The 24249-nt window shown below is 33.1% G+C and carries 35 protein-coding genes and 2 pseudogenes; 14 read left to right on the top strand and 23 right to left on the bottom strand.

Annotation, left to right across the window (positions count from 1 at the left end; translation table 11 throughout):
• Positions 1-68 precede the first annotated feature (68 nt).
• A complete protein-coding gene (locus EGX95_RS04010) occupies positions 69-254 on the top strand; it encodes a YhzD family protein (RefSeq protein WP_000539555.1) in 186 nt (61 codons plus the stop codon).
• 26 nt (positions 255-280) lie between these two features.
• Here the strand turns inward: EGX95_RS04010 and EGX95_RS04005 are convergent, their stop codons facing one another.
• A complete protein-coding gene (locus tag EGX95_RS04005) occupies positions 281-643 on the bottom strand; it encodes a hypothetical protein (protein WP_000582778.1) in 363 nt (120 codons plus the stop codon).
• 153 nt (positions 644-796) lie between these two features.
• Here EGX95_RS04005 and EGX95_RS04000 point away from each other — a divergent pair, with 153 nt between their 5' ends.
• Complete coding sequence (locus tag EGX95_RS04000; protein ID WP_000273537.1) at positions 797-937, top strand: YflJ family protein; 141 nt, start codon at positions 797-799, stop codon at positions 935-937.
• Positions 938-1003: 66 nt separating this feature from the next.
• Here EGX95_RS04000 and EGX95_RS03995 read toward each other — a convergent pair whose 3' ends face one another.
• The 3 genes from EGX95_RS03995 to EGX95_RS30210 form a co-directional block, all read right to left on the bottom strand.
• On the bottom strand, positions 1004-1588 hold the full coding sequence (locus EGX95_RS03995; protein WP_001036904.1) for a hypothetical protein: 585 nt from the start codon (positions 1586-1588) through the stop codon (positions 1004-1006).
• A 79-nt stretch (positions 1589-1667) separates the two neighbouring features.
• Positions 1668-2231, bottom strand: a complete 564-nt coding sequence (locus tag EGX95_RS03990; protein WP_000515998.1) for a DUF4352 domain-containing protein — start codon at positions 2229-2231, stop codon at positions 1668-1670.
• Positions 2232-2426: 195 nt separating this feature from the next.
• Positions 2427-2564 carry a hypothetical protein gene (locus EGX95_RS30210; protein WP_000578943.1) on the bottom strand — a complete coding sequence of 46 codons (138 nt, stop codon included), beginning with the start codon at positions 2562-2564 and terminating at the stop codon, positions 2427-2429.
• A gap of 20 nt (positions 2565-2584) precedes the next feature.
• On the opposite strand from EGX95_RS30210, the gene EGX95_RS03985 reads away from it, so the two are divergent.
• Positions 2585-3556, top strand: a complete 972-nt coding sequence (locus EGX95_RS03985; RefSeq protein WP_000546064.1) for a zinc-dependent alcohol dehydrogenase family protein — start codon at positions 2585-2587, stop codon at positions 3554-3556.
• A gap of 616 nt (positions 3557-4172) precedes the next feature.
• The gene (locus tag EGX95_RS03980; protein WP_000264236.1) at positions 4173-4478 is read left to right on the top strand and encodes a hypothetical protein; all 306 of its coding nucleotides are present in this window, start codon (positions 4173-4175) and stop codon (positions 4476-4478) included.
• A gap of 95 nt (positions 4479-4573) precedes the next feature.
• Here the strand turns inward: EGX95_RS03980 and EGX95_RS30205 are convergent, their stop codons facing one another.
• The 5 genes from EGX95_RS30205 to EGX95_RS30200 all read right to left on the bottom strand — a co-directional run bounded on the left by EGX95_RS30205 (position 4574) and on the right by EGX95_RS30200 (position 6649).
• Entirely contained in the window at positions 4574-4720 is a 147-nt protein-coding gene (locus EGX95_RS30205; protein ID WP_000498643.1) for a hypothetical protein, read from the bottom strand.
• 436 nt (positions 4721-5156) lie between these two features.
• Positions 5157-5468 carry a YbjQ family protein gene (locus EGX95_RS03975; RefSeq protein WP_000637511.1) on the bottom strand — a complete coding sequence of 104 codons (312 nt, stop codon included), beginning with the start codon at positions 5466-5468 and terminating at the stop codon, positions 5157-5159.
• Positions 5469-5604: 136 nt separating this feature from the next.
• Complete coding sequence (locus EGX95_RS03970) at positions 5605-5808, bottom strand: DUF4028 family protein (protein ID WP_001970570.1); 204 nt, start codon at positions 5806-5808, stop codon at positions 5605-5607.
• A gap of 133 nt (positions 5809-5941) precedes the next feature.
• A complete protein-coding gene (locus EGX95_RS03965) occupies positions 5942-6472 on the bottom strand; it encodes a general stress protein (RefSeq protein WP_001055602.1) in 531 nt (176 codons plus the stop codon).
• A 39-nt stretch (positions 6473-6511) separates the two neighbouring features.
• Positions 6512-6649, bottom strand: a complete 138-nt coding sequence (locus EGX95_RS30200) for a hypothetical protein (RefSeq protein ID WP_000359816.1) — start codon at positions 6647-6649, stop codon at positions 6512-6514.
• Between the two features lie 221 nt (positions 6650-6870).
• Here EGX95_RS30200 and EGX95_RS03960 point away from each other — a divergent pair, with 221 nt between their 5' ends.
• The 3 genes from EGX95_RS03960 (at position 6871) to EGX95_RS03950 (ending at position 10892) form a co-directional block, all read left to right on the top strand.
• The gene (locus EGX95_RS03960; RefSeq protein WP_000991341.1) at positions 6871-7122 is read left to right on the top strand and encodes a hypothetical protein; all 252 of its coding nucleotides are present in this window, start codon (positions 6871-6873) and stop codon (positions 7120-7122) included.
• Positions 7123-7327: 205 nt separating this feature from the next.
• Positions 7328-10018, top strand: coding sequence for an ATP-binding protein (locus tag EGX95_RS03955; RefSeq protein ID WP_123805456.1), 2691 nt, complete (start codon positions 7328-7330; stop codon positions 10016-10018).
• Positions 10019-10034: 16 nt separating this feature from the next.
• Complete coding sequence (locus EGX95_RS03950) at positions 10035-10892, top strand: CheR family methyltransferase (protein ID WP_000429026.1); 858 nt, start codon at positions 10035-10037, stop codon at positions 10890-10892.
• Between the two features lie 38 nt (positions 10893-10930).
• Here EGX95_RS03950 and EGX95_RS03945 read toward each other — a convergent pair whose 3' ends face one another.
• From EGX95_RS03945 to rsbV, 5 genes are all read right to left on the bottom strand, one after another.
• Positions 10931-12073 (bottom strand): fused response regulator/phosphatase, encoded by a 1143-nt coding sequence (locus EGX95_RS03945; protein ID WP_000025554.1) that lies wholly within the window; start codon positions 12071-12073, stop codon positions 10931-10933.
• 175 nt (positions 12074-12248) lie between these two features.
• Complete coding sequence (locus EGX95_RS03940) at positions 12249-12689, bottom strand: ferritin-like domain-containing protein (RefSeq protein ID WP_000017748.1); 441 nt, start codon at positions 12687-12689, stop codon at positions 12249-12251.
• A 70-nt stretch (positions 12690-12759) separates the two neighbouring features.
• Complete coding sequence (sigB, locus tag EGX95_RS03935; protein WP_002080971.1) at positions 12760-13536, bottom strand: RNA polymerase sigma factor SigB; 777 nt, start codon at positions 13534-13536, stop codon at positions 12760-12762.
• Entirely contained in the window at positions 13499-13981 is a 483-nt protein-coding gene (rsbW, locus tag EGX95_RS03930) for an anti-sigma B factor RsbW (RefSeq protein WP_000970586.1), read from the bottom strand. The genes sigB and rsbW overlap by 38 nt, the downstream gene beginning before the upstream one ends.
• A 6-nt stretch (positions 13982-13987) precedes the next feature.
• On the bottom strand, positions 13988-14326 hold the full coding sequence (gene rsbV, locus EGX95_RS03925) for an anti sigma b factor antagonist RsbV (RefSeq protein ID WP_001993064.1): 339 nt from the start codon (positions 14324-14326) through the stop codon (positions 13988-13990).
• Between the two features lie 197 nt (positions 14327-14523).
• Here rsbV and EGX95_RS03920 point away from each other — a divergent pair, with 197 nt between their 5' ends.
• On the top strand, positions 14524-14724 hold the full coding sequence (locus EGX95_RS03920) for a hypothetical protein (RefSeq protein ID WP_000390995.1): 201 nt from the start codon (positions 14524-14526) through the stop codon (positions 14722-14724).
• Positions 14725-14905: 181 nt separating this feature from the next.
• Here the strand turns inward: EGX95_RS03920 and EGX95_RS03915 are convergent, their stop codons facing one another.
• The 3 genes from EGX95_RS03915 to EGX95_RS03905 all read right to left on the bottom strand — a co-directional run bounded on the left by EGX95_RS03915 (position 14906) and on the right by EGX95_RS03905 (position 15873).
• A complete protein-coding gene (locus EGX95_RS03915; RefSeq protein ID WP_000522902.1) occupies positions 14906-15157 on the bottom strand; it encodes a GlsB/YeaQ/YmgE family stress response membrane protein in 252 nt (83 codons plus the stop codon).
• 75 nt (positions 15158-15232) lie between these two features.
• The gene (locus tag EGX95_RS03910) at positions 15233-15433 is read right to left on the bottom strand and encodes a CsbD family protein (protein WP_000004265.1); all 201 of its coding nucleotides are present in this window, start codon (positions 15431-15433) and stop codon (positions 15233-15235) included.
• 50 nt (positions 15434-15483) lie between these two features.
• Positions 15484-15873, bottom strand: coding sequence for a YflT domain-containing protein (locus tag EGX95_RS03905; protein ID WP_000448798.1), 390 nt, complete (start codon positions 15871-15873; stop codon positions 15484-15486).
• Positions 15874-15979: 106 nt separating this feature from the next.
• Between EGX95_RS03905 and EGX95_RS03900 the strand changes: the two genes are divergently transcribed.
• On the top strand, positions 15980-16348 hold the full coding sequence (locus tag EGX95_RS03900; RefSeq protein WP_000545704.1) for a VOC family protein: 369 nt from the start codon (positions 15980-15982) through the stop codon (positions 16346-16348).
• A gap of 95 nt (positions 16349-16443) precedes the next feature.
• Positions 16444-16899: a hypothetical protein gene (locus tag EGX95_RS03895; protein WP_000720870.1), complete on the top strand. Its 456-nt coding sequence runs from the start codon at positions 16444-16446 to the stop codon at positions 16897-16899.
• 86 nt (positions 16900-16985) lie between these two features.
• Here the strand turns inward: EGX95_RS03895 and EGX95_RS03890 are convergent, their stop codons facing one another.
• Positions 16986-17399, bottom strand: coding sequence for a hypothetical protein (locus EGX95_RS03890; RefSeq protein WP_000120199.1), 414 nt, complete (start codon positions 17397-17399; stop codon positions 16986-16988).
• 315 nt (positions 17400-17714) lie between these two features.
• Here EGX95_RS03890 and EGX95_RS03885 point away from each other — a divergent pair.
• Together EGX95_RS03885 and EGX95_RS03880 are read left to right on the top strand one after the other, a co-directional pair.
• Positions 17715-17798 (top strand): annotated as a pseudogene (locus EGX95_RS03885) (YjcZ family sporulation protein); the annotation flags it as partial.
• 300 nt (positions 17799-18098) lie between these two features.
• Entirely contained in the window at positions 18099-18338 is a 240-nt protein-coding gene (locus EGX95_RS03880) for a DUF2798 domain-containing protein (RefSeq protein WP_000700215.1), read from the top strand.
• Positions 18339-19027: 689 nt separating this feature from the next.
• Here EGX95_RS03880 and EGX95_RS30195 read toward each other — a convergent pair.
• From EGX95_RS30195 to EGX95_RS03860, 5 genes are all read right to left on the bottom strand, one after another.
• On the bottom strand, positions 19028-19189 hold the full coding sequence (locus EGX95_RS30195) for a hypothetical protein (protein ID WP_000583844.1): 162 nt from the start codon (positions 19187-19189) through the stop codon (positions 19028-19030).
• Positions 19190-19439: 250 nt separating this feature from the next.
• Positions 19440-20570 carry an S-layer homology domain-containing protein gene (locus EGX95_RS03875; protein ID WP_001009750.1) on the bottom strand — a complete coding sequence of 377 codons (1131 nt, stop codon included), beginning with the start codon at positions 20568-20570 and terminating at the stop codon, positions 19440-19442.
• A gap of 263 nt (positions 20571-20833) precedes the next feature.
• Complete coding sequence (locus EGX95_RS03870; RefSeq protein WP_001993041.1) at positions 20834-21445, bottom strand: DUF2812 domain-containing protein; 612 nt, start codon at positions 21443-21445, stop codon at positions 20834-20836.
• Positions 21446-21601: 156 nt separating this feature from the next.
• A complete protein-coding gene (locus EGX95_RS03865) occupies positions 21602-21925 on the bottom strand; it encodes a PadR family transcriptional regulator (protein WP_001078064.1) in 324 nt (107 codons plus the stop codon).
• Positions 21926-22080: 155 nt separating this feature from the next.
• A complete protein-coding gene (locus tag EGX95_RS03860) occupies positions 22081-22710 on the bottom strand; it encodes a hypothetical protein (RefSeq protein ID WP_001035234.1) in 630 nt (209 codons plus the stop codon).
• 270 nt (positions 22711-22980) lie between these two features.
• On the opposite strand from EGX95_RS03860, the pseudogene EGX95_RS30675 reads away from it, so the two are divergent.
• A pseudogene (locus EGX95_RS30675) lies at positions 22981-23100 on the top strand (RNA-guided endonuclease TnpB family protein); the annotation flags it as partial.
• Between the two features lie 34 nt (positions 23101-23134).
• Positions 23135-24160 carry a trypsin-like serine peptidase gene (locus tag EGX95_RS03855; protein WP_000633062.1) on the top strand — a complete coding sequence of 342 codons (1026 nt, stop codon included), beginning with the start codon at positions 23135-23137 and terminating at the stop codon, positions 24158-24160.
• Positions 24161-24249: the final 89 nt, after the last annotated feature.

The raw sequence follows: 24249 nt of genomic DNA, 5'->3' as shown, positions 1-24249 counted from the left end.
TGCATATTCTAGTGATTTATGCCAAAATAGTTATAAGATTCTGATTTTTATTATTGGAGGGAATTTTCATGGGAGTATACGTTCTAACAGTCTTTGAAAAAGATGGTTCAAAAGCATTAGACGAATCATTCGAGGCGGCAACTGAAAAAGAAGCGAAAACAAAAGGTGAATCTATTTTACGAGAAAAAGGATTGTATGAAAAAACACATCGCTGCACATCTTCTGCAGGTAAGCTCGTTTTATTCCAGCGCTAAAAAAAGAAGCGTCATCCGCTTCTTTTTCATTCTACTATATCTTCGTCACACCACGTAAACACCACATCTAGAATGCGATTACCGATACGTACGCGCTTATTCCATTTTCCTGTTTGGATCTGATGTTGCAATTCTGCTTTCATCTTTTCCGTCCAGTCGTGAATCGTTTCACTACCGTCGTACGGATATACGCCCTGAAACTCTTCCTGCAGTAGATGCAAGCTCTCTGCATCAAAATGAAAATGGAAGAAGTAGTTTGCTGTAAGCGATGGTTCTTGCAATCGTAAAAAATGATCATCAATTTGCTTTCTATTTCGATAGAAAGTAAAGATATTCACCTTACCGCTCGTAATTTGGTCAATTTGAATTTCGTGCTTCTCTATAATCACGTCTTGTCCACCTCGTTGTATACTATCTTTAGTATATATGTCTTTTGCAACAAAGTTAACCATTTTCGCGCGAAATTCATTTCCTTCATTATAATCCTGTACCTCCATATGCAATCAGAACAAATAAAAACAAAGTTGAAGGGGAGCGATCACATGTATTTCGGAAGCAAAGGTTGGTATGTAAAAGAACTAAAAAAATTAGGTATCCGTACTTATGAAGGCAAAAAACTAGAATCGTATCGTACGCATGTGTTATCTAGTTTACTTGAGAGAATGAAGAGAGCTTCGGCTTAATAAAAAATAGAAGAAGCTACTCTAAAAGTAGCTTCTTGCTTTTGAAAACTTCAATTACGATTTTAATTATTTCTTGTTTTTTTCTTTTAACTTTTCAACTTCACTTTTTATATCCTCAGATACAACCACATCGATATTTCCTTTATACTTCTTGTATTCCTGAAATAACATATTTGCATTTTGGTTAAATGTCATTAAGGTCCCACTAGGTGATTCAGTTTGTTCCTTTAAAGATGTAATGGTCCCATACATCTTTTTGTATTCATCATAAAGTTCTTTATACTTATCTGGATTTTCTTTTGCAGCTTCAGAAACAGTTTTTAATTGCCCTTCCATATCATTATATATTACAGCTGCTTGGGAAATTATTGTATCATTTGAGTTTTTCTTAGCATTTACAGCGATATTAAAATCTCGGCGATCATCAATAGCTTTAGACCAGGCCTGTGAATATTGTGGTAAAACAAGATCAGCAACAAATCCCATTAGTCCGATATTATCATAAAATTCCGCTGCTGCTTGAACATAACTAGCTTCACGCTTCTTTTTTTCTTCGGTTTCTTTAGCGTTTTTTTGTAATACGTTCATACTCACAAGAGCTATGATGATTACAATAACACCTAAAATCCCTCCGATTACCTTTTTGTTCATGCTGATTCCTCCATTTATGCGTAATTGTTAAATTGTATTTGGGAAGGAAAAATAAAAGCACTCATTTGAGTGCCTTTAACTATTCCACTTTTAATTTAATTTCTTTTCCTGTCATACCGCCACGAGCTTTTAAAACTAATCCTTGTGCGTCGGCAGGAACATCAAAGATTATTTTACCTGTTTGAGATAAACCAGGGTTAAGTTGTTTTAAGAAGAAATCAGACTTACCACCGTTACCTACATCGAAAGCTGTTTGAGCTTGTGTAGAGTACGTAAATTCACGATCTTTATTATCAACTAATTTGAAGCTGTTAGCATCAACAGTAATAGCATCTTTTTGATTATTTGTAACTGTAACTTCAACTACTTTAAACACACCTTGTGCTTTTTCTTTTAAATATTCGCCACCTACAGAATCCACTGATTCAACAGATCCTACAGCGATTTTAACTTTAGAAGACTCGCCTTCTTTAGAAAGTTCTTTTTTAGGTTCTTCTTTAGTAGCTGGAGCACTAGTTTCTTGCTTTGGCTCTGTAGAAGATTTTTCTTTTTCATCATCTCCGCCACCTAATGCCGATCCAATGATACCTAGTACGATTAAACCGATGAATCCTAAACATCCAAACTTAAAAATTTTACCCATGAATATTTCCTCCAATGATAATATGTAAGATTTACGAACTTATCATATCAGATGACCTGATTGTATTATGTCGTATTTTGTCGAAGGAAAAATTAAAAAACGACATTTTTGGGGTAAATACTCCCTTTTCACCTTTATATGGAACAATAAGTGTTTATTTGTAAAAAAAACTATTAATTACCTCCTATAACTACATTACTCTGGAAAATTTACCTTATTTAAAATTTCTCTCTCAATTCCATCAAATGTATATATAACACCTTTCTGTTCACTTTTATCTATCGTTAACGCGATATGTGCACAAGCTATAAATGCTATAATAAACCCAATCAAACTAAGGGGGCACATTTATCTTGCACGGAAAACACATTCAATTTCACAAGTTTGGCAATCCAAAAGATGTACTACAAGTTGAATATAAAAATATAGAACCATTAAGAGATAATGAAGTGCTAGTTCGTATGTTAGTTAGACCGATTAATCCATCTGACTTAATTCCAATAACCGGAGCGTATGCACATAGAATTCCGTTACCTAACATACCTGGTTATGAAGGTGTTGGTATTGTAGAAGATGTGGGAGCTTTTGTTTCTAGAGACCTGATCGGCAAACGTGTTTTACCGTTACGCGGAGAAGGTACTTGGCAAGAATATGTGAAAACATCAGCTGATTTTGTAATCCCTATTCCTGATACCATTGATGATTTCACAGCGGCACAAATGTATATTAATCCCCTTACAGCGTGGGTTACATGTACAGAAACGCTAAACTTAAAACGAAATGACGTTTTATTAGTAAATGCTTGTGGATCCGCTATTGGCCATCTTTTTGCGCAGTTATCGCAAATTTTAAATTTCCAACTCATTGCCGTAACAAGAAATAGTAAACATACAGACGAATTACTTCAGCTTGGCGCTCATCATGTAATCGATACTTCCACTACCCCGCTTTATGAAACCGTTATGGAATTAACGAACGGGCTCGGTGCGGATGCTGCAATTGATTCTATCGGGGGACCAGATGGAAATGAATTAGCTTCCTCCTTACGTCCAAACGGGCATTTTTTAACGATCGGCCTTCTATCAGGTGTACAAGTTAACTGGGCAGAGATTGTCACGAAAGCAAAAGTGCACGCGAACATATTTCATTTACGACATTGGAATAAAGAAGTGTCACCATATAAATGGCAAGAAACGTTTCGTCATTTAATTCACTTAGTAGAAAATAAGCAATTACGTTTTATGAAAGTACATTCTACATATGACTTAGCGGATGTGAAAACGGCGGTTGATGTTGTACAGTCCGCTGAGAAAACGAAAGGGTAACTAACTGTTATGATTTATTTAACCAATTATAACGAAAGTTAATTAAATATATCAGTAAGCCCTGCTAGTCAAGTGATTGGCTAGTAGTGAGGGTTAACTGCGGGCAATCCCTAAAGCTGATTGAACTACAACGTGGCTAGAAATGGCGAGCGTGAATGTTGCGAAAGCAGAAAAAATCAATCAGATCGTGCAAGGTTAAATCCTAAACACTAGAACAATGGGTCTTCCGCCTCGAATCATCTAAGTCAAAAGTGATAAGATGAACGTTCAACGACTATCTCGTATAACTGACGAGATTACATCACAAGCCTATGGTGATGGAAAAATCCTCTATCTTTAAAGAGATAAACATATAGTCTGCGCTCATGTGAAAACATGAGAAGTTCATAAGAGAACTGGCTAAGGAATTGCGCCCTTAGTTGAACAAGATAAATTTGATTGAATTGTATAGATTTAGTTAAGTTTATCGTATCGGAAAGTGTTTTTGACGAGTTATTAAATGCAAAAGAAGAAGTCTTTTGCATTTACCTTTTAAATAGACTAGATAGTACGTTTAGCAGTCTATAATTGTAATTTTTTGGTATAATTCTATTAAAAGGTGAAAGGAGCTTCTAACATGTGGTTCATTTCGGCAATCGCGCCTGTTCTAATAGTCGGGGGAATTGTAGTATTTGTAATAAAAAGATTGGAACATAAATATAAGCACGGCAAATTGGGTAAGAAAAAATCAAATGAGGCTCAAATTTTATTAGACAGTTTAATACCAATAGGAATGTTTATTGGTTGTATGATCGGCTTGATTTTCGGCATGTTTTTCCCGGACTTCTCCCTGCTTTCAGTTAGTTTAGGGACCGGAATAGGCTATTTATTTGGTTATTTCGCCTATAAAATTTATAGTAAGACAGCAAATAACTTTTCCTAATTCAAAAAGAATAAATAGGACAGTACATAGTCGTCATATCCAATATGTACTGTCCTTTATTTTGGCATCAACGTAATCACCTTACGTTCCACATCCTATACACCTTTTTGATTGATTTTCCTCTCCTCCCTCTTTCGTATATCCGCTTTTTTATTTTCACTAGATCTATATCCATAGTAAAGTAAAGCACATGTAATAACTGAACCTACAATGTAGCCTAAAAAACCCCCTAACCAAAACATAATGTAATTGCCTCCAATCCTTTATAAAGTAAAACTTTAATCAGATCTCACCAATCGGACGTTTACGGACAGTTGATCTCCCACCTAACTTCTTTGCTCCAATTGAAATTTTGAGGTGAGAGTTTTACTGTCCGTTAGCGCGGGATAAATTTTATGTACTATAACTCTTTACATGCTCAATCGTTTATTTCTATAAACTATACACTCTCTAAGGCTATTCATACCATTATTTCTCTTCTTACCTCAAATGACAATTTTATTATTTGTCATAAAGTTAATATTTTTCCATATTATTACTTTTACCTTTAAAAATAATATACTACATTTGAAATAAGCCGGCTAGTATATTGGCTCTTCTCCCTCTTACCTTTAGTTATGAACAAAAAAATCCCCTCGAAGCATAATCTTCGAGGGGTGAGCCTGTTTTTTTATTTACTTATATACGTACAGCTGTACCACTTACAGCAACCATTAACATTCCATCACGAACTACTTCGTAATCTACGTCAACGCCAACGATAGCGTTCGCACCTTTTTGTTTTGCAAGTTCTTTCATTTCATCCATTGCGATATCACGAGCTTCTTTTAGCTTACTTTCGTAAGAACCAGCACGACCACCGACAACATCACGAACAGAAGCGAATAAATCGCGGACAATATTTGCACCCATAATAGCTTCACCATTTACAATATCGATATACTCAATAATTTCTTTACCTTGAATTCCAGACGTTGTTGTTACAATCATGACTGACACTCTCCTAATAAGTTGTAGTTTGAATAAGCTTTCTTATGTCTTTATTATGACATGGAACAAACAACGAATCTATTGAATTACCTTACAGGAATGTGACAGTTTTGTAAGAATAAAATGCCTATTATGTTTAATAAAGCGCTTTAACATTAGGATATATAAATGATTCCCTATTTTCTTTCCAGTCGCGTTCTACTTCTTTAAAAGTTGGTCGTCCTAATTCTTCATTGTTTTCATGTTTACGAAACCATTTCTTCACATACTGATCTCCATTTTTATTTTGAACTGTACAAAGGAAACTATTACTACTATCTTTTAATATTTTTACAATCACGAATAGACACCTCTTTCCTTTTAAAATAACGTAATAGAACTTGATCTTTTACTATAAGCCCTTCCTCTCTTATAGTCATACGACTCCTCGGTCGCGCCAAAGTTGTAAGATCAAAAAATGATATTCACTTTGCTTATTTAAAGAAATCAGAGTTATAAGCATGATGCTTATCAAATATTTTATAGATTTCTAACTTATCATCTAATTTTGCATCTACTAAAATCAATATATTTCCATCGTAAATGTATTCTTCATATTTCTTAGCATGGTCTTCAGGGATTCCTAAGCCAATAAATGCTCCTATTAAACTTCCAGCTCCTCCGCCAATACCGGCTCCCCCAATAGCTGCTGCGATCGGTCCCGCTGCTACAATTGGGCCCAGTCCAGATACAGCAAGTACACCAAGACCTGTTAATAAACCACCGAGTCCGCCTGCTACTCCTCCAGCTACAAGCCCTGTCGCTGAAAAGATATCTCCTTTATGTGCAGTTTCATGATTCACTTTCTCACCTGATTTTTCTTCCAGATGTTCAATTTCCTTTTGATCTTTCGCAATAGCTGAAATGTTATCTGCCGAGTATCCTTTTTCCTTTAATTCATTAATAACGAGTGCCGCATCATCAATTGTTGGAAAAACACCTACTATTTTTCTATCCATATTCATAACTATTAACCTCCTAAAATTTTATATAACGTATCTTTATTACTCTTCGTTTTTATATACACTAATTTTTTTATTCACATAACCATTTACGAAAAATGCTAATAATAAAAGGACTACAAGAGAACTACTTAACAAGTAAATGAAATCAAATGTAATATCCGTTATCATTTTATCCATATGTAACAGTCTCCTTTTTATTTAAAGTAAAAGTATATTTTTATAGACTAAAACTTTACAATCCATCTTCGGTCAATCTCTTTATGGTATATGTATACCCTTCTTCCCCCTTTCTAAACGTAAAAAACTATAACTATATTTTTTCTTATTTATATGTTTAACTTTTTTTAAAACGGGTACGTTTATATTGTTATGCTTATTATATGGAAAGGAAAATTACGATGAACGCCATTCACTCTACTACTATTCTTTATAATGAAACACCTACAATAACGCAGATTCATCATTTTTATGCTTTAATGACAACATTTCAAACGAATGTATTTATAAGTAAACGAGGAACACTTACTTCTATTAAAAACTTAAGCACATTAGTATCATTTTTCCTTACTATAAAAAAGAGAGAGCTTGTATTATTTATATTTGAAGGAATAGATGCAAAAAGAGCTTTAAGAACACTCTTTCCTTCTTAAAGGTTTTATTATCCCCTATTCCCTCGATTGTTATTTTTCATACATAGTTTTATACTTCAAAATGATTTCCTCTATTCAAAACGAGACCCCCTAATACAATAGGGGGATTTCTAGTTTAGCCCTATGAAAACTGATATAATATATATTACGTTTTTCATTCTTTAAAATAGAAAACTTTTAATAACCTTGAAGGTAGGAATTTTTAATGAAATCGAAAGCAAAATTTAGTATTCGCTACAAAATTATGGCTGGTTATTTAGTTATCATTTTGTTTTTACTTATTTCTTTTATTATGTTAAACAATCAGATTTCCAATTTACAAAAATCTCGCAATTTTATTATTGATCACGATTTTAAAGTTCTCAATTTAACGAATCAAGTGGAGAAAGACTTGCTAACAATTGAAAATAAAGCGAAAGGCTTTATCACTTCTAATAACGCGAACTATTTGCAATCTCTTAACTCTGCCGAAAGAGATTATGAAAAACATTACCATAATCTTTTTTCTTTATTAGAAGATAATCCATCTCAGCAAGAAAAATTAAAAGAGATTAATGGAAACATTACTAATTGGATGAATAAAGAGATTCACCCGTTAATTGCAAATCATAATAGTAATAAAATACAAGAAATCGACACTACCGAAATCCAATCATTACAATCACAACTAACTGACTTCCGGAGCACTGAGGAACAACTAACGAAAAAAAGAGCTGCACAATTAGATACTGAAAATAATAAATTAGAGCGTTGGTTATACAGTTTATTGTTCTTACTATCTTGTATTTCTATTATCGTTTCACTTTATATTTCCAATTCCATTACAAAAACGATTAAAAATGTAATTCAAGCTATTAAATCCATTTCTTCTAAAGAAAAAATTACGGAAAGAATTCATGTAAATACACATGATGAAATAAAAGATCTTGCTCATACAACGAACCATCTGCTAGACGAAATATCGAAAAGAGAGTGGTTACAAACGGAGATTGCAGAATTAATTTTAATGTATCAAGGTGTATCTTCTATTGAGATGTTAGGTAACAAAATTTTGAGTGGCATTATACAAAAAACGCAGACTTCTTGCGGTGCATTCTATGTACGTGAAGAAGTTGAAGAAACTGTCTACTTTGTGAAAAAAGCTTCTTTCGCCGATCAAGGTATTGATATTGGAAAACAATCTATTAAAATGGGTGAAGGTTTCATTGGACAGTCTGCTTTAGAAAAGAAAAGTTTTATTCTTAGGGACATACCTGAAGAGTTTCGTTACGTTACTACTGGATTATTAGAAATACGCCCTAAAAATTTACTAGTCATCCCTGTCTTATTTGAGGATGAAGTGATTGCAGTAATGGAGTTAGTGAGTGTAACTGACATTTCAGATTTACATCAAGATTTAATTCACCAAACTGTTGATAATCTAGGTTTAACAATCCATAGTATTATGGGACGTATGCGAATTCAAACTCTTTTACATGAATCACAAGCAATGACAGAAGAGTTACAAGTTCAATCTGAAGAATTGCAAACGCAAGCGGAAGAACTACAAATGCAAGCCGAGGAATTAAGAACAACGAACGAACAGTTAGAGTCTAGAACGGAAGAGGCCGAGCAAAAGACAGCTGACTTACAAGTGACTAAATTAGAATTAGAAGAAAAAGCAAGCGAGTTGTTACGTAGCTCAAAATACAAATCAGAATTCCTAGCAAATATGTCACATGAATTACGTACACCACTAAATAGTATTTTACTATTATCTGAAATGTTAAAAGAAAATCATGATAATCATTTATCCGATGATGAAATTGAATTAGCAACCGTCATTCATTCATCAGGGAAAGATTTGCTTACTTTAATTAATGACATACTAGATTTATCTAAAGTAGAAGCTGGAAAACTAGATGTTATTTTTGAAGCAACAAATCTAAGTGATATGGCAGCAAGTATGCATCAAAACTTCTTACATATCGCTGCACAAAAAAATGTTGAATTTACTGTTGAAGACAGTGACACGATTCCTGATCTGTTTTATACAGATGCAAAACGGATTGAACAAATTATTAAAAACTTATTATCCAATGCATTTAAATTCACGGAAAAAGGATCCGTCTCTTTACATTTCGATTCGGTAGAAACAAGCAACTTGAGTCATGATATGCAGTCTATAAGTAAAGACTGGATATCAATTTCAGTAAAAGATACTGGTATTGGTATCGCTAAAGAACAGCATCAACTTATTTTCGAAGCCTTTCAACAGGCAGATGGCGCAACGATTCGGAAGTATGGTGGTACAGGATTAGGTTTATCTATTTGTAAAGAGTTTGCTAGACTATTAGGTGGTTGGATTACGTTAGAAAGTCATGTAGGAGAAGGCAGTACTTTCACCGTATATATTCCTAACCTTCCAAACGGATTAACTGATATACAAGTATCCAATTTAGAAGTCGCAGCAACAGTAGATGAAGTTATTCCTGCTGAAGTTGTTGAGGAAACCATCGTTCTTCCAGAAACACATAATGTCTTCCAAGAGAAAACCATTTTAATTGTCGATGATGATCATCGAAATATATTTGCATTACAAAATGCATTAAAAAAACACCATGCCAATATCATTACTGCACAAAACGGCCTAGAGTGTTTAGAAATACTAAAAAACAATACAAATATCGACCTTATTTTAATGGATATTATGATGCCAAATATGGACGGTTATGAAACGATGGAACATATCCGAATGAATTTAGGGTTACATGAAATACCTATTATTGCATTAACTGCTAAAGCAATGCCAAATGATAAGGAAAAATGTTTATCTGCTGGCGCTTCAGATTATATAAGTAAACCATTAAATTTACATCAACTCTATTCGGTAATGAGTGTATGGTTAATAAAATAAGTGAGGTTTCGTTTCAGTGGAAAATAAGTATTATAATTTTGATCCATCAGTAGATATGGATAAGCGTACGAACTTAGAAATTGACTTACTATTAGAAGCGGTATTTAAACTATCAGGATTTGATTTTCGCCAATACGCTCGCACATCTATTTATAGGCGGATTTGTAATCGAATGCAGATTTCTAATATCCCTACCATTTCAAAATTAATAGAAAAAGTAATTCACGAGGAAGGGGTTTTAGAACAGTTATTAAATGATTTCTCGATTAATGTAACTGAGATGTTCCGTAACCCTATCTTTTTTAAGGCGCTAAGAGAGCATGTTATTCCTGAATTAAGAAAGCATCCTGAAATTAGAATTTGGCACGCTGGATGCGCAACTGGTGAAGAAGTATTATCTATGTCCATCTTACTTCATGAAGAAGGATTAAGTGAAAAAGCTATTATTTACGCAACAGATATGAATACAGATGTGTTAGAAAAAGCAAAACAAGGTATTCTTCCATTAAATAAAATGCAAACTTATACGAAAAATTATTTACAAGCTGGCGGTACACAAGCATTTTCTAACTATTATTCAACGGATAGTCGTTTTGCTTATTTTAATCCTTCACTGTTACAAAACATTATTTTTGCACAACATAATTTAGTAACCGATCAATCTTTTAACGAATTTCATATTATCCTTTGCCGTAACGTTTTAATTTACTTTACAAGTAAACTTCAAAACCAAGTACAGCAACTATTTTATGAAAGTTTAAGTCACAATGGATTCCTATGTTTAGGAAATAAAGAAACTCTTCGTTTCTCGGATATCATGCCGCATTATACGCAATTTAATCCACACGAACAAATCTATCAAAAAATACAATAAAAGCGTATGAAATCCTCTATTTGGATTTCATACGCTTTTTATTTCGCATTCGCTTGTATCATGATAAGACACATATCATCTGATTGTGCTTCCTTCTGTTCTTCCTTGTAAAACCCTTCTATCTCTTCTTCTAACTCTCCCCATTTTCTTTCTGTAAAATTACGTAATTTCTCTTCAGCCTCAAACTCATCACTTGCTATTGCTTCAAGTACACCATCTGTAAACAATACGATTTGAGCATTTTTCTCAAAAGGTATAACTGTCTTTTCAACTTTTATCTCATCAAAAAATCCTACCGCACAACTCCCGCGATTTAGTTCCACTACATTTGTTTCATCAACTAAAACATATCCAGAAGGATGTCCTGCATTTACATATTCAATCGTTCTATCTTCTGTATTAACTACTAAGTATATCGCTGTAAAATAATATGGAATATTGTCATTCTCATTATGTAAAAGAGTCATATATTTATTTAAGTCTTTCATGACAAGTTCTGGATCGATTAAACATTTAATCGTTTCACGTAATACAGACGAAATGAACATGCAAACTAAGGAAGCAGATACACCATGTCCCATCACATCTAATAATATAATACCGTAGCGGTTTTCATCGATTTTATACCAGTAATACATATCTCCAGCTAGTTTAAATGAAGGTAAGTAACTTGCTTCGATTTTTATGTGTTCTTCTCTTAATGGGCTACTTAATAAGTTTCTTTGTACTTGCGTAGCTAAATCTAGTTCATTCCGAAGATTTTCTTCCTGTTCTTTATGCCAATTTAATTCCGATTTCAAGCGTAGTGCTACACGCATACGCGCTAACAATTCAACTTTATTTATTGGTTTTGTAATATAATCCATTGCACCTATATCAAGTGCTTCAGCTAATTTATTCGCATCTTCTAAAGCTGTTACAAAAATAATAGGAATATCTTTAAACTTCTCTTCTTTTTGTAATCGCCTACAAACTTCAAGTCCATCAATTTCAGGCATCATAATATCTAATAGTATTAAATCTATTTCATTATGCCTGGAAGAATCTTTTCCAAAATGGATGTATTCGAAAAGCTCTTGTGCAGAATTAAGTGATACAAGATCCTGATATCCGGCTTGTTTTAAAATCTTCTTAATTACAAAGATATTCACCGGATTATCATCTACAATTAAAATGGACACAAGTGATTTCCCCTTTTCTTATATAAAATGTAAATCGATTATTATTTTCTATTTTTCTAGTATTACATACTCAGTTATAAAATGAAAATTTCCTACTCAAACATATTTTTTATATAGCAAAAGAACAAACCCCCAGAAATGAGAGTTTGTTCTTTCACTCTATAAGTTTCCACTTTTAATTTAGCACCATTGCTTTATCACTTAAAAGACGATCCAATTCTTCCATATGATTTGTTTCATCTGCGATCATATCTTCTAACTTTACAACTAACTCTGTCATATTTAATTTCGCTGCTTGTTCTTTTCTCTTTTCATAACGCTTAATTGTTTCATATTCTGACTTTCTAGCTTCTTCTAACATTTCTCTAACGTCTTCTACTTGTTTCACTGGTAAAGGGATCGTAGTAGGTGTACCACCTAACGTCTTAATTTTCTCCGCTAAATATAGGGCATGTCCTTGTTCATCACTAATTTCAGATTCAAAGAAAGGTTTTAACACTTGTCTATATATACCAGAAACTGTAGCTGCATTATGGTTATACATAATAATTGCTGAGTATTCTCCTGCTAAATCTTCATTCAATCCTTCGATTAGTTCTTTCACATCGTGTGACATTTTTATATCTCCTCCTATACTTAATACGTACCCCTTTTCTCATGTTTTAAACATCATTATTTTTAATTTTTTATGTATCTAAAAATGCGGCTTGTTTCAATTTACTTATTGCTTGTCTTTTAATACGAGAAACGTGCATTTGTGAAATACCTAACCGTTCCCCTGTATCTTTTTGATTTAAATTTTCTCCAAATATATAATGAATAACACTCTTTTCCGTATCATTTAATACGTTAAAAATATCCTTTAAAACGAGACGCCTTTCTGTCTCTTCATATCCTTGCTCTACTTCACCTACAGATTCAATTCTCGCTACCGAACTTCCATCAGATGCATTTTCAACTACATCATCTAAGGAAGATACTCGATAATTATTTTTCGCATCCATAATTTCTAGTACTTCCTCCTCGGATAGTCCTAAATGATCTGCAATCTCTATAATCTTCGGTGAACGCTGCAGGCGATCTGTTAGCTCCTCTATCGCAAGTTTAATTTTTCCGCCTAAATCTTTAATTCGCCTTGGAACGTGAATGCCCCAAGTTTTATCACGCAAATACTTCTTTATTTCCCCTACTATCGTAGGTATTGCAAAAGGCTCAAAGGCATTCCCTATCGAATAATCATACCTTCTTATTGCGCCTAAGAGCCCTAACATTCCCACCTGTATAATATCCTCATGCATCGGCCCGCCTTTTGAATAGCGATATGCAATGGAATATACGAGATTTTTATAATGCTCAACTAACCTTTCTTGCGCTTCATCACATTGATTTTGTTGAAATTCTGCAATTAGTTTAATAACGTCTTCTTTAGTAAGAGTTGTAGGTTGAGATTGGATTTCCATCATTCTCCACCTGCTCTCTTTGTATATATTTTGTCATTAAAACTGTCATGCCCTCATCATGCATGATTTGTATATCATCCATTAACGTATTGATTAAATATAAACCTAAACCATTTTCCGGCAAATGTTCTACTGGTTTACTAATATCATACGGGCCAACCTTACTTCTTAAGTTGTTAAAATCAAAGCTAACCCCATTATCCGCAACCATAATTTCTAATCGATCTTCATATAGCCCAAAGACAATTGCAATTTCTCCAACGTCTTCTTTATATGCATGTTGTACAATATTTGTACATGCTTCACTAATAGCAATTTTCATATCTTCTATATCGTCATAAGCAAAGCCCGTTCGATTTGCAACACCAGCCATTGTTAAACGAATAATAGCCACATATTCTGCCTTTGCAGGAATTTTCATTTCTATCTTTTCAAATCTCTCCATCATCCCTAGTCACCTTCTTTCTACTTTTTCAAAATCGGAATTCAAATTTAATATTTCTGTTAACCCTGTAATATCAAATAATCTTTTTAACCTTTTAGATACACCAATAAACTCTAGTTTTCCATTATTTTTCTTAACCGCTTTTAATAGAGCTATAAACACGCCTAAACCTGTACTATCCATATACTCTACCTCAGTAAAATCTACGACAATATGAACCTCTTTTTCGCCTGCAATAGGCATAATCTTATTTTTTAAATCTGATGCCGTATACGCATCAATTTCACCATTAAGCTGTACCGTATAACCTACATCATTTTGCAAAATATTTATTCCCAAATTCATCATTTCCGCCCCCTTATCTCAAACTACTACTATGTTAATTACCCATAAAAATTAGTTTTAAACATATTTTTTTATTTTTATTATAAATAAATTTTCCACACCTTTCTCGGCTTAACACGTAAAAAATACTACCAAATGTTTAAACCTTATAAATTTGTGTATATATAATCTATAAACATTATTTTTAGGGGGATCTATCTATGGAAGAGCACAATTTTAAAAAAGGAGATTTTGTTCAATTTTCTTATCGACACGATCATGCTACAAAATTAGTTGGTTCCATTATTAATATACTAACGAATACAATTGTAGTGGATATAGGTAATAACGAGGACTTATCTCATATAGAACCAAGGCAGGTCGTAAGAATAAATAATTGTAAAAAAGTAACGATGGTTTAATACATAATAGAAATTGTAATTTCAATGAGTGGGGGTCCTTCATCCTCCACTCATTCCTATGTAGATTACATTAAAAAAGCATCCCAATTAGTTTAATTGGATGCTTTTTTATGTATATTTATCAGTTCATTAATTTTATAGCTATATATAATAAACTTAAGATTACTATTCATTATCATACTTACGCTTTCCGCAACATTCTAGAGAAGAATGTAACGATTAAAATAAAGACGATTGCACCTAATAAAGCTGGAAGAATAAAGATGCCTCCCCATTCAGGACCCCAATGACCAAATAACGCACTACCTACCCAAGATCCAATTAAACCAGCAATCACATTACCAACTATACCTAAAGGGAAGTCTTTTCCCGTAATCATTCCAGCTAACGCACCAATAAGTCCACCTACAATACACGTAATAATAAGTCCCACAATTAACCCTCCTATATTCGTTTTATATTGTATTTATCAAGCTTTGGTATGTAACCAAAGCTTGATAAACATGTATTATTCTTTATGATCCAACCCATCACTTATCTTTTGTTTCACTTTTCCGACTTTTTCTTTTATCGTTCCCTTCGTCTTGTCCCACTTCCCTTCATTTTTCAACTTTCTATCTTCTGTAACTTCACCAATTCCTTCTTTTACTTGTCCCTTTTTCTTTTCCACTTTACCAGTAATTTGTTCTTTTAGTCCGCTCTCACTCATATTTCCCATCTCCTTTTCGTAATAGATTTATAGATTTACAGGATACAAATTTAAATAGAATACATGCATCTTCTTTCTTGTAACCATTCACCGACTCTCTCTAAATCTTTAACGAATAACAAGATTTTTCCTTCATCTAGCTTTTCTTCGTAGAAGTTCGCTTCTTCCTCATTAAGCCCTAACTCCTGCATCTTATTTCTTAACTGATCTCCCGTTTTTTGAAAGACGTTAATAATACTTGTCCCAAGTCCCTCCTCTTGTATACCAATTGTATTCACGTCTGCATTGTCTGCGATTCTATCTGTCCTTTCTTTCTCGTGTGTTAATACGTAAATATCTTTTTGGTCTATTCCTTTCTTTACTAGATCATTCGCCGCATTCATGACCTCTTTCTCCGTAATAAATTCATATACAAAAGGTTTCCTATACTTCGTTTCCATCTTTAACTTCCTCCTTTAAAATGAATTATTTGTTATATTATATGTAGTACACCTATTTTCGAAATGTTAAACATAAAATTTGAAAAAAATGAAAAGGAGAGTACATATGCACTTTCGTCTAGAGCTATTTGTTGAAGATTTGCAAAGATCTATTCGTTTTTATGAGGAAATCCTTACCCTTGTATTCTCAAAAAAGAATGCAACTAGTGCAATGATTAAACTAGGGGATTTTTCTTTATTATTAACCCCTGATTATATTCTCAATGAAAATCATTATTTAAAAACAGGTGGACTTAAGCCAAAAGGTAAAGGTGTTGAGGTTATCATAGTTTTTGATAATATTGAACAAATATACCAACATGTATTAGAAAAAAATTATCCAGTGGAATCTAACCTTAAAATGCAATCTTGGGGAATGAAGGATTTTCGTATTGTAGACCCTGATGGTTATTATTTACGGTTAACCTCCTCTTGAACTTTCTCTATCCTAAAACTAGTAAAATAAATCCTCTTACAATAACTACCTAAATTAACAGAAAATTGTTATAATTAAACTTAAGGAGGGATACTATGAAAAAAATCATATCTATATGCGCTCTAACCGCTCTATCTTTCACTGTAATAGGCTGTACAAGCACCTCAGCTACAAATAAAGCTTCACAAGCTAAGCAAGAACATACACAAACTACCTTTCAATTAAAATCCGCAAATATTACAGACATTGAAATACTTAGCACAATAAATAACAACGTTTCAAAATCTCAAACAGACAACGAAGAAATGATACAATCTATCGTTTCAGCAGTTCAAAAAGGCACGCCTAAAACAATCACTTTAGATCAAAAAAAGCGAGAATCGGCACATTCTACTATTACCGTTACATATAAAGATGACTCCAAAGAAGAGTTTCTTGTTTGGGTTGATAATAATGAGAAAATTACGATTGCTAAAGATGAGAAGAAGGATAAGGTTGAAGGTGTAACAGTGAATATTAAAGATGTGAAAATGATGAAGGATTTCTTTTAAAATTTTAATATAATTGATGTTAAAAAAGAGTAGGATGTAATCCTACTCTTTTTTAATCTTGTCCAATAAATAAACTTTTATAAAAGCTATTTAAGATTTAATTTTGCTAAATCATGTTGTAAAACATTATTTCCTTCTTGTGGGTTAAATACGATTGCACTAAGACCAAAAACATTCGTAACAACATCTCTATCTTTCGAACGAATGATTCTTACTTCATAAGCAAAAACACCTGAAGGAAGAGCTGCTGAACGAAAAGTAACACGTCGATTAGGTGCCAATGTTTGTGTTGAAGGGTCTACTAATGGTAACAATACCGGAGAACCCGATGACCAATCAAACATTTCAACAGTTACTGTATGAGTATCATCTGGATCAACATTCATAGCTTCTACAGTAAGAAACAACGTAGCGGAATGTCTACGTAATACACCCGTTGACAAAGTTTCATTGTGGTGTTTATGATGTTTTTCAGGAGGATGATCATAGCCATAACTCATACCAATCCCCCCTTTCATTTACAATTAAGAATAAGTATTCCTTACAATATATAATGCTAGTATTATTTTAATGAAAGGTATAAAAGCGGATTTCTATCTGTGTTTTTGGAAATTTTTTTCCCACTTATTCCCTATTAATAAATAATATAGATTCTCCTATTTTGTCCTTGAACTCCTTCAAAGAATAAATCTATTTTGAAAAGAACCTGCTCCATTCATAAATACATAAAGTAAATGGAATCCGTTAAAACACATAATTGATCCTTTGTTTTCCCCCTCCTATTTAAAGGAGGAACTGTTCTCGGCTTTGGTGATAGTTATGGCTTCGCGGGAGGATTTGCTTTATTAGTTGTATTGTTTATTTTATTAATCATCGTTGGAGCTGCTTGCTTCTGCTAAAAAACTATTGGAAAAGACATGCGATATGCAGAAATTCAAGTGTAACTAATACTTTAATGATATAATATTACATTCGCCCCCAAAATGAACTTCGATGCTATAAAAAAGATAAAGTGTTCATTTATACAACCTTAGCTTGATAGCAATATCATGAGTTCCCATCCCAGACAAACTAGTTAACATCTCAATAATTGCTATTGCAGAAGAGTACAACAAGCTGGACAACATAGATTTCAAACTGTAAGATTAGATGTTGGTGAAATCGGACAGCAAAGTATATATAGAAAATAGGTGTTAATTTTGAAAATCAATAAAAAATTTGAACCGATAATTTTTAATCTCTTTATGATTTTAGGTATATCTAGTATTATCTCTTTCGTCATGGTTTCAATGAATGTTGGGTATACAGCTTTATTTCTCAAATCATGGATAAAAACATGGGCAATTGCTTTCGTGCTTGCATTTTTAGCTTCTAAATTACTACCCTTTGTAGTGAAAAGGATAATGAAAATATTCATATTTGTTGAGAAGGATGCTTAAAACTAAAGTGATGCACTACTTTAGTTTATGTAAATGAAAAGAGACAATCATCACAAAACTTAACCTAGTAAAATGTTTTAACTCGAAGGAAGGCACCTTAAAAGTTGCTTTTCTTTATATGTTAAAAAAGCTCGCCTATTTCCGTAGGCGGGCTTTATCTTTATTACACAATAAGAAAGTATACTCTCTTTTTCTCTAAAATTTCATGTAATTATACATATTCATGAACATACATGTATTGATGAACTTTATCTATATACGCATGGCATTAATCCATTGAAAATTTGTCTTCTTTAAAGAAAAACTCTCTTTTAGAAAAAAGAAAAGACACCCTAAAGTGCCTTCCTCCGACTTGAACCATCTTAATTTTAATAATATGTATTGGACTCCCATCCAACTATTATTTTACCATGTTAAGTTGTTTTTGTTTATTGAGAAATACAATAATTTACTTGTGCTGGTTGTCTATATGAGATCTTTTTGTAGTCCATGTAGTAATTAACAAAAAATCAATAGTAGTAATGACACCTAAAAGTCCTTGCTTGAACCAATGGATAGAAACATAAGCAGTACTGAGTATGTATTAAATCTCCTTATAAGCAACCTCTCTATGGGACTACACATAGGGAGAAAAATAGATATATACTTCTCTATCTACCTTAATGTTACTTGATAAGTGCTTATTTTCATTATATATACAAGGAAATGAAACCGGCTATAACAATCAATGGAAGGGTTACTGCGAGTTTATTTTTTAGAGGGACACGTTTGTCTGGAACACCGGGGTGGATAACAAAAGCGAGTAAAACAATTGCTCCAATAATACCTAAAAGTGTATGAATGATGATCATCCTCCTAAGGAATATTATTATTAATTTTATCACACTCAAACAAAAAAGGATATAAATAACAATTAACCCTAAACAAACTATTTTCAATTCCAATTATATAGCGTCACCAAACATAAAGTGAAACTATAATCAGCGGTAAGCCCCCTTCCCCATTGATTATTAATTGAACCTATCGAGCATTTACAGGCAAATGAGGGATAACAGTAAAAATAATATAATTAAAAGAGGAGTGAAATTTCACTCCTCTTTTTTACTTGTGGATTTTAACACTCATTAGATCGCTACTAGAATTTTGCTTCTCTAAGCTTATCTCTATTTTAAGATTGTTTTTATTTATATCAAAATTACCTGTGCGTGTATTAGAAGCCACTATATTATCAATCTCTGTACTCAAATCTAAGTTTGGATTTATCATATTGATCCATTTTTTCCCTAACTCTACTAACGCCTTCTTACCTTGACCTCTATCAATTACAAAATTAACGGTAAAGTTACTTTCATTATCGCCTTCTACAGTGAAATTCCCATTAAATTCTGGAATCCCTTCTAATACCGGAGAGAATAACACGACCTCTGAACGTGGACCGCCTATCCCTATATATTTTAGCTCCGCATTATATTTTGCGTTAATTTCAGTAATAAGATTTTGTGCTTCCTTAGATATAGATTTTTTTAATACCGAAGAGCTATCCATCCAACCTTCATGATAATAAATGAGCTCGTCTGCTAAATCTTGTGGGATAGCAGTAGGCTTTGACTCATGCTCTTTTTCCGATTTATTAATTGCATTGTATAAGAATAGTGCATACTGCTCACGAGTCACGAGACTTTGTGGTTCAAACTTATTATCACCTGTGCCCGTCGTAATTTTATTTTCTTGTAATGCACTGATAGCATTTGTTGCCCAGTAATTTTTATCTACATCTTTGAAAGTAGTAGTAGATGTTGCTTTGAAGTTAAAAGCCTTTGTTAATACAACAGCTAATTGTTCACGCGTTAAAACGTTATCTGGACCAAATTTCCCATCACCAAATCCGTTCATAATACCAGCTTTATTAAGAGCTAAAATTTCTTTTTTAAACATATGCTCTTCTATATCTGTGAAAGGGTTTTGTGTATTAAGTTCATCTACTGGCTTCAAGTAGGCATATATTAGTCTAGCTACTTGTCCTCGTGTAATATTATCACCAAAACCAAACATTCCGTTTCCATAACCAGCCACAATATTTTTCTCTTTTAAATCCATAATTGCTTGATAAGACCAGTGATTTTCAGGAACATCTTTAAATCCTAGTGTATTTTCTGCTTGCACATTTGTTAGAGGTGTTAGTGTTGTTGATGCAATAACTGCCCCTGCTAAAATTAATTGTTTAAAATTCATAATTGAATCCCCTTATTCTTAAAATAATATATTAAAAAAATACCGTACATATTTTTTAATATTAACATATAAAAATGTTTTTTGTAGGTTAATTATGGAATATTTAAAGAAGGTTATTCCAGCATATAATGTTTATACAACTAAATTAAAATCGTACTAACTTGCTTCCAATACGCACTCATTTCCTTTATCCATTTAAAAAAATACAATTTATAAATGCAAAAAATCCCCTCAAAGCATCAGCTTTAAGGGGACCCATCCTATCATCTTCTCTCTTCATATAATCGATTTGCTTTATACGAACAAACTAAATACATAACAATTGCAGCAGGGATAAACAACCATGCAAAGCCTCTCATCAATGCAAGTGGTGTTTCAAATAAGAATGCCCATAGAAATGATACACCTTGCTTATCCCATAGTCCTGGCGTAAAATATAGTTCTTTCGGATTTGCAAGTGCTCCTAAACGAATCGTGTCATTAAACATAAATAGAATTAATATCGGAATAGAACATATCGCTAATTCTAAAAATGTTTTAGATAGACGTTTATATTTCCCTGCTCGTGACATTTGATCTGAAAAAATGTCATCTTCATTTTCCTCATTTACCTTTTTAAAATAGTGCGTACCTGACCACCAATTACCAGCTATATGCTCCCAGCCACTATCTTCAAATAATGTACAGTAATTCATAAATTCACTTTTTCTACTAAATACCCTATGGTCTATTTTAATCGTCGCATCTTCCGGTTCTGTATATCTAAATGTATAACCAAATGTATTGCTTTCTAGTTGATAGCCTTTCCAAGCCATCTCTTCTAACCATTTTTCCTCTTTCTCAAAGTCTAAAAAGAATTTCAATTTCCACATCATTGTTTCCCCCTAACTATACGTGTAATAAAGTGAAACTTTAATCAGTGGGGGTTTTCTTCATCACCCACTGATTATTAGTTGAACTAATCGGACTTTAATGGGCAGTTGATCCCCCACCTAACTTCTTTGCTTTCGCTGCATTTTGAGGTGGGGGTCTTACTGCCCATTAAAGTGGGATAAACTTTTTGTAACCGCAATAATGTGCTGCATTCTCATAAAGTCTAAATGCAATACTTCTTTCCCGCGTTCCGTAATGACATACACTTTTCTTCGTTTATCTTCACTTTTTACCGATTCTATTAACCCTTGTTTTAATAAATTTTCAACCGCCCCATACAATGTGCCCGCTGCGATTTTCACTTGATGATTACTCAGTTCCTCCACCTTTTGCATAATTAAATAACCATGTGCTGGCTCTAATAAAGCTAAAAGAACGTAATACGTTGTTTCCGTTAATGGTAAATTCTTATCTCTATTCATAAAGACCTCCAATGTAACGATAAATATATAGCTAAACTATATAGTCGAACTGTATAGTTTGATTTTATACAGTTCGACTGTATATGTCAAATGCAGAAATAACTTCATTACCCATAACAAAAACGCTACCTTTTTAAAAAGATAGCGTTTTTATATTACCCTTGCTTATTCTTTGCCTTCATTTGCTCTTCATAAACAAACTTTGCGGTCATAAAATCGTTAGGAAAATCCCTCAACGCCTTCTTCATCACGTTCAATTCTTCTTGTGATTTGATCTCTACTCCATTTAAGAAATCAAATGCTTTTGATTGTTCATCCGCAACAAAGTTTTGCGTCATATAATCATCTTGAAAGTCTTGCTTCGCTTTTTCTTTCACTTTGTTCATTGCATCTGTTTTATTTATACTTTTCACAGGATTTGCGAATGCGCCTGTAGGCTGTTCTTGTTTAGGCTCTTCTTTCGTTTCCGGCTGTGGAGCTGGTTGTTGCTTCGGTTGTTCTTGTTGAACTGGCTGTTGCACTACTGGTTGCTCTTTTTTCGCTAATTCATCTTTTAACCTCTTAACTTGTGCATCCAGAGATTTATTTTCAGTTTCTAATACACTCTTATCACTTTTTAACTTTTGCATTTCTTCAAAATGCTCATCTACTAATGTATTGTATTCTTTCTCAGTGTACATTTTTTCACTAGTTGATGTCGTTTTTCCCTTCGTAATAACTACATTAATAATTACAAGTAACACTATAATTCCTATTAACGCAGCAACAATCTTCTTTTTGTTCATTATTAATCCTCCAAAATGTAAAATTACCAAGGTCATCATAACAGATGCTAGCATGTTCTTTTGTCGCATTACGTCGAATTAAAACAAAATAGGATAAGTCCTTTTCTATTTTTCATAAAAACACTCTAAACAAATATTGAAAATAGCTCTGTTTATTTCCGTAAATTTGCAAGCGCATTTCATAGATGATATTGATTATCATTTTCATTAAAATAGTGATATAATGATTTCATCAAATATAAGGAGGTAACAACAGTAAGTGAAAACATAAGCAAACGTGAACAACGCTCTTTATCACGTAAATTTGAAAATATAAAAAAGCGAGGTGAATAATCTGTTACTAACAAAAGAGCAAATATAGATATAAATATGCTTAGGGTGCAGCAGATTGTATATTTGTCTATATTTTTAGTAGCAGAAAATTATGATTACATCTTTTATCCCTAAGAATGTATGTATCTTTTCTACTATCCTATTTTCTATATTCTTTTCATCACTATCATCACAACAAGCAATGGCAGCAGAAGATCCAGAAACTCCAGTAACAATAATGAATCCCGATGAACCTTCCAAACCCGAAAACTATATTCAAAGTAAAGATTCATTATATGAAGAATCAGGAGGCCTTTATACAGAAGAGGACCTCAAAAACGCCATACCTAAAGATAAAACAAAAACACCAGACAACTCCATCAAATTAAATCCATCATTTGAGAAACCACCTATGAAAGAAAAAGATAAAAAGCAACAATTTGCACCACCAACTTATCCCAGCAATGATCCTGTTCCTACTAAATCAATAGTCCCAAAAACTACAGGAAAGCTATATTTTCGCGAGACCCCTAATTCTAAAACGTCGGTATGCTCTGCATCTGTAGTTACTTCTAATGAAGATAACGCAATATTAACAGCAGGTCACTGTGTTCACGATGGCGCTAAAGGTTCCTGGTATACGGACTTTTTATTTGTTCCAGCGTACTTTAATGGTGAACGACCATATGGTAGTTGGATATGGGAAAAAGTCCATGCACCATATGGCTGGACAAATTCAGGTAAATATGATTATGACAAAGCCATTATAAGAATGAGACCAAATAATAGCGGTACCAAAATTGCGAATTATCTAGGGTCAAATGGTTGGATGACTAACGCTAGTCAATATCAGACAGATGTGCGGATAACAGGATATCCATCTGATGCCCCTTATGATGGCCAACTTCCTTATTCATGTTATGGTGACACTTTTAAAGATGGCCTTTTTTCAAACGATGCATATATGAATTGCGGGATGACAAAAGGTTCTAGTGGCGGTGCATGGTTTGATAGAATGTCTAGTGAATCTCTTGGTTATATATTTGCTGCCACATCAAGAAGCTCAGCTTCTGGTACGAAAAGACTTTACGCTGTCCCCTTAGGTGATGAATTTACTAACATGCTAAACGCTGATTAATTTTACGATTCCTTCAAGAGAATTACATGAAAAAAGTGAAACTTTAATCAGTGCGGAATAAATTATATAATTTGTTAAATCTCTTTTTC

Source organism: Bacillus sp. FDAARGOS_527 (assembly GCF_003812125.1).
Classification (GTDB): domain Bacteria; phylum Bacillota; class Bacilli; order Bacillales; family Bacillaceae_G; genus Bacillus_A; species Bacillus_A paranthracis.
Note: the sequence above shows the minus strand (reverse complement) of the source record. Positions and strands in the feature narration are given on the sequence as shown.

Excerpts from the sequence above, each read along its gene's own strand:
- EGX95_RS04010 (WP_000539555.1), top strand. The coding sequence starts at position 69 with ATGGGAGTATACGTTCTAACAGTCTTTGAAAAAGATGGTTCAAAAGCA.
- EGX95_RS04000 (WP_000273537.1), top strand. The coding sequence starts at position 797 with ATGTATTTCGGAAGCAAAGGTTGGTATGTAAAAGAACTAAAAAAATTA.
- EGX95_RS03995 (WP_001036904.1), bottom strand. The coding sequence starts at position 1,588 with ATGAACAAAAAGGTAATCGGAGGGATTTTAGGTGTTATTGTAATCATC.
- EGX95_RS03990 (WP_000515998.1), bottom strand. The coding sequence starts at position 2,231 with ATGGGTAAAATTTTTAAGTTTGGATGTTTAGGATTCATCGGTTTAATC.
- EGX95_RS03980 (WP_000264236.1), top strand. The coding sequence starts at position 4,173 with ATGTGGTTCATTTCGGCAATCGCGCCTGTTCTAATAGTCGGGGGAATT.
- EGX95_RS30205 (WP_000498643.1), bottom strand. The coding sequence starts at position 4,720 with ATGTTTTGGTTAGGGGGTTTTTTAGGCTACATTGTAGGTTCAGTTATT.
- EGX95_RS03975 (WP_000637511.1), bottom strand. The coding sequence starts at position 5,468 with ATGATTGTAACAACAACGTCTGGAATTCAAGGTAAAGAAATTATTGAG.
- EGX95_RS03965 (WP_001055602.1), bottom strand. The coding sequence starts at position 6,472 with ATGAATATGGATAGAAAAATAGTAGGTGTTTTTCCAACAATTGATGAT.
- EGX95_RS30200 (WP_000359816.1), bottom strand. The coding sequence starts at position 6,649 with ATGGATAAAATGATAACGGATATTACATTTGATTTCATTTACTTGTTA.
- EGX95_RS03960 (WP_000991341.1), top strand. The coding sequence starts at position 6,871 with ATGAACGCCATTCACTCTACTACTATTCTTTATAATGAAACACCTACA.
- EGX95_RS03955 (WP_123805456.1), top strand. The coding sequence starts at position 7,328 with ATGAAATCGAAAGCAAAATTTAGTATTCGCTACAAAATTATGGCTGGT.
- EGX95_RS03940 (WP_000017748.1), bottom strand. The coding sequence starts at position 12,689 with ATGTCACACGATGTGAAAGAACTAATCGAAGGATTGAATGAAGATTTA.
- sigB (WP_002080971.1), bottom strand. The coding sequence starts at position 13,536 with ATGATGGAAATCCAATCTCAACCTACAACTCTTACTAAAGAAGACGTT.
- rsbW (WP_000970586.1), bottom strand. The coding sequence starts at position 13,981 with ATGATGGAGAGATTTGAAAAGATAGAAATGAAAATTCCTGCAAAGGCA.
- rsbV (WP_001993064.1), bottom strand. The coding sequence starts at position 14,326 with ATGATGAATTTGGGAATAAATATTTTGCAAAATGATGTAGGTTATACG.
- EGX95_RS03920 (WP_000390995.1), top strand. The coding sequence starts at position 14,524 with ATGGAAGAGCACAATTTTAAAAAAGGAGATTTTGTTCAATTTTCTTAT.
- EGX95_RS03910 (WP_000004265.1), bottom strand. The coding sequence starts at position 15,433 with ATGAGTGAGAGCGGACTAAAAGAACAAATTACTGGTAAAGTGGAAAAG.
- EGX95_RS03905 (WP_000448798.1), bottom strand. The coding sequence starts at position 15,873 with ATGGAAACGAAGTATAGGAAACCTTTTGTATATGAATTTATTACGGAG.
- EGX95_RS03900 (WP_000545704.1), top strand. The coding sequence starts at position 15,980 with ATGCACTTTCGTCTAGAGCTATTTGTTGAAGATTTGCAAAGATCTATT.
- EGX95_RS03895 (WP_000720870.1), top strand. The coding sequence starts at position 16,444 with ATGAAAAAAATCATATCTATATGCGCTCTAACCGCTCTATCTTTCACT.
- EGX95_RS03890 (WP_000120199.1), bottom strand. The coding sequence starts at position 17,399 with ATGAGTTATGGCTATGATCATCCTCCTGAAAAACATCATAAACACCAC.
- EGX95_RS30195 (WP_000583844.1), bottom strand. The coding sequence starts at position 19,189 with ATGATCATCATTCATACACTTTTAGGTATTATTGGAGCAATTGTTTTA.
- EGX95_RS03875 (WP_001009750.1), bottom strand. The coding sequence starts at position 20,570 with ATGAATTTTAAACAATTAATTTTAGCAGGGGCAGTTATTGCATCAACA.
- EGX95_RS03870 (WP_001993041.1), bottom strand. The coding sequence starts at position 21,445 with ATGATGTGGAAATTGAAATTCTTTTTAGACTTTGAGAAAGAGGAAAAA.
- EGX95_RS03865 (WP_001078064.1), bottom strand. The coding sequence starts at position 21,925 with ATGAATAGAGATAAGAATTTACCATTAACGGAAACAACGTATTACGTT.
- EGX95_RS03860 (WP_001035234.1), bottom strand. The coding sequence starts at position 22,710 with ATGAACAAAAAGAAGATTGTTGCTGCGTTAATAGGAATTATAGTGTTA.
- EGX95_RS03855 (WP_000633062.1), top strand. The coding sequence starts at position 23,135 with ATGATTACATCTTTTATCCCTAAGAATGTATGTATCTTTTCTACTATC.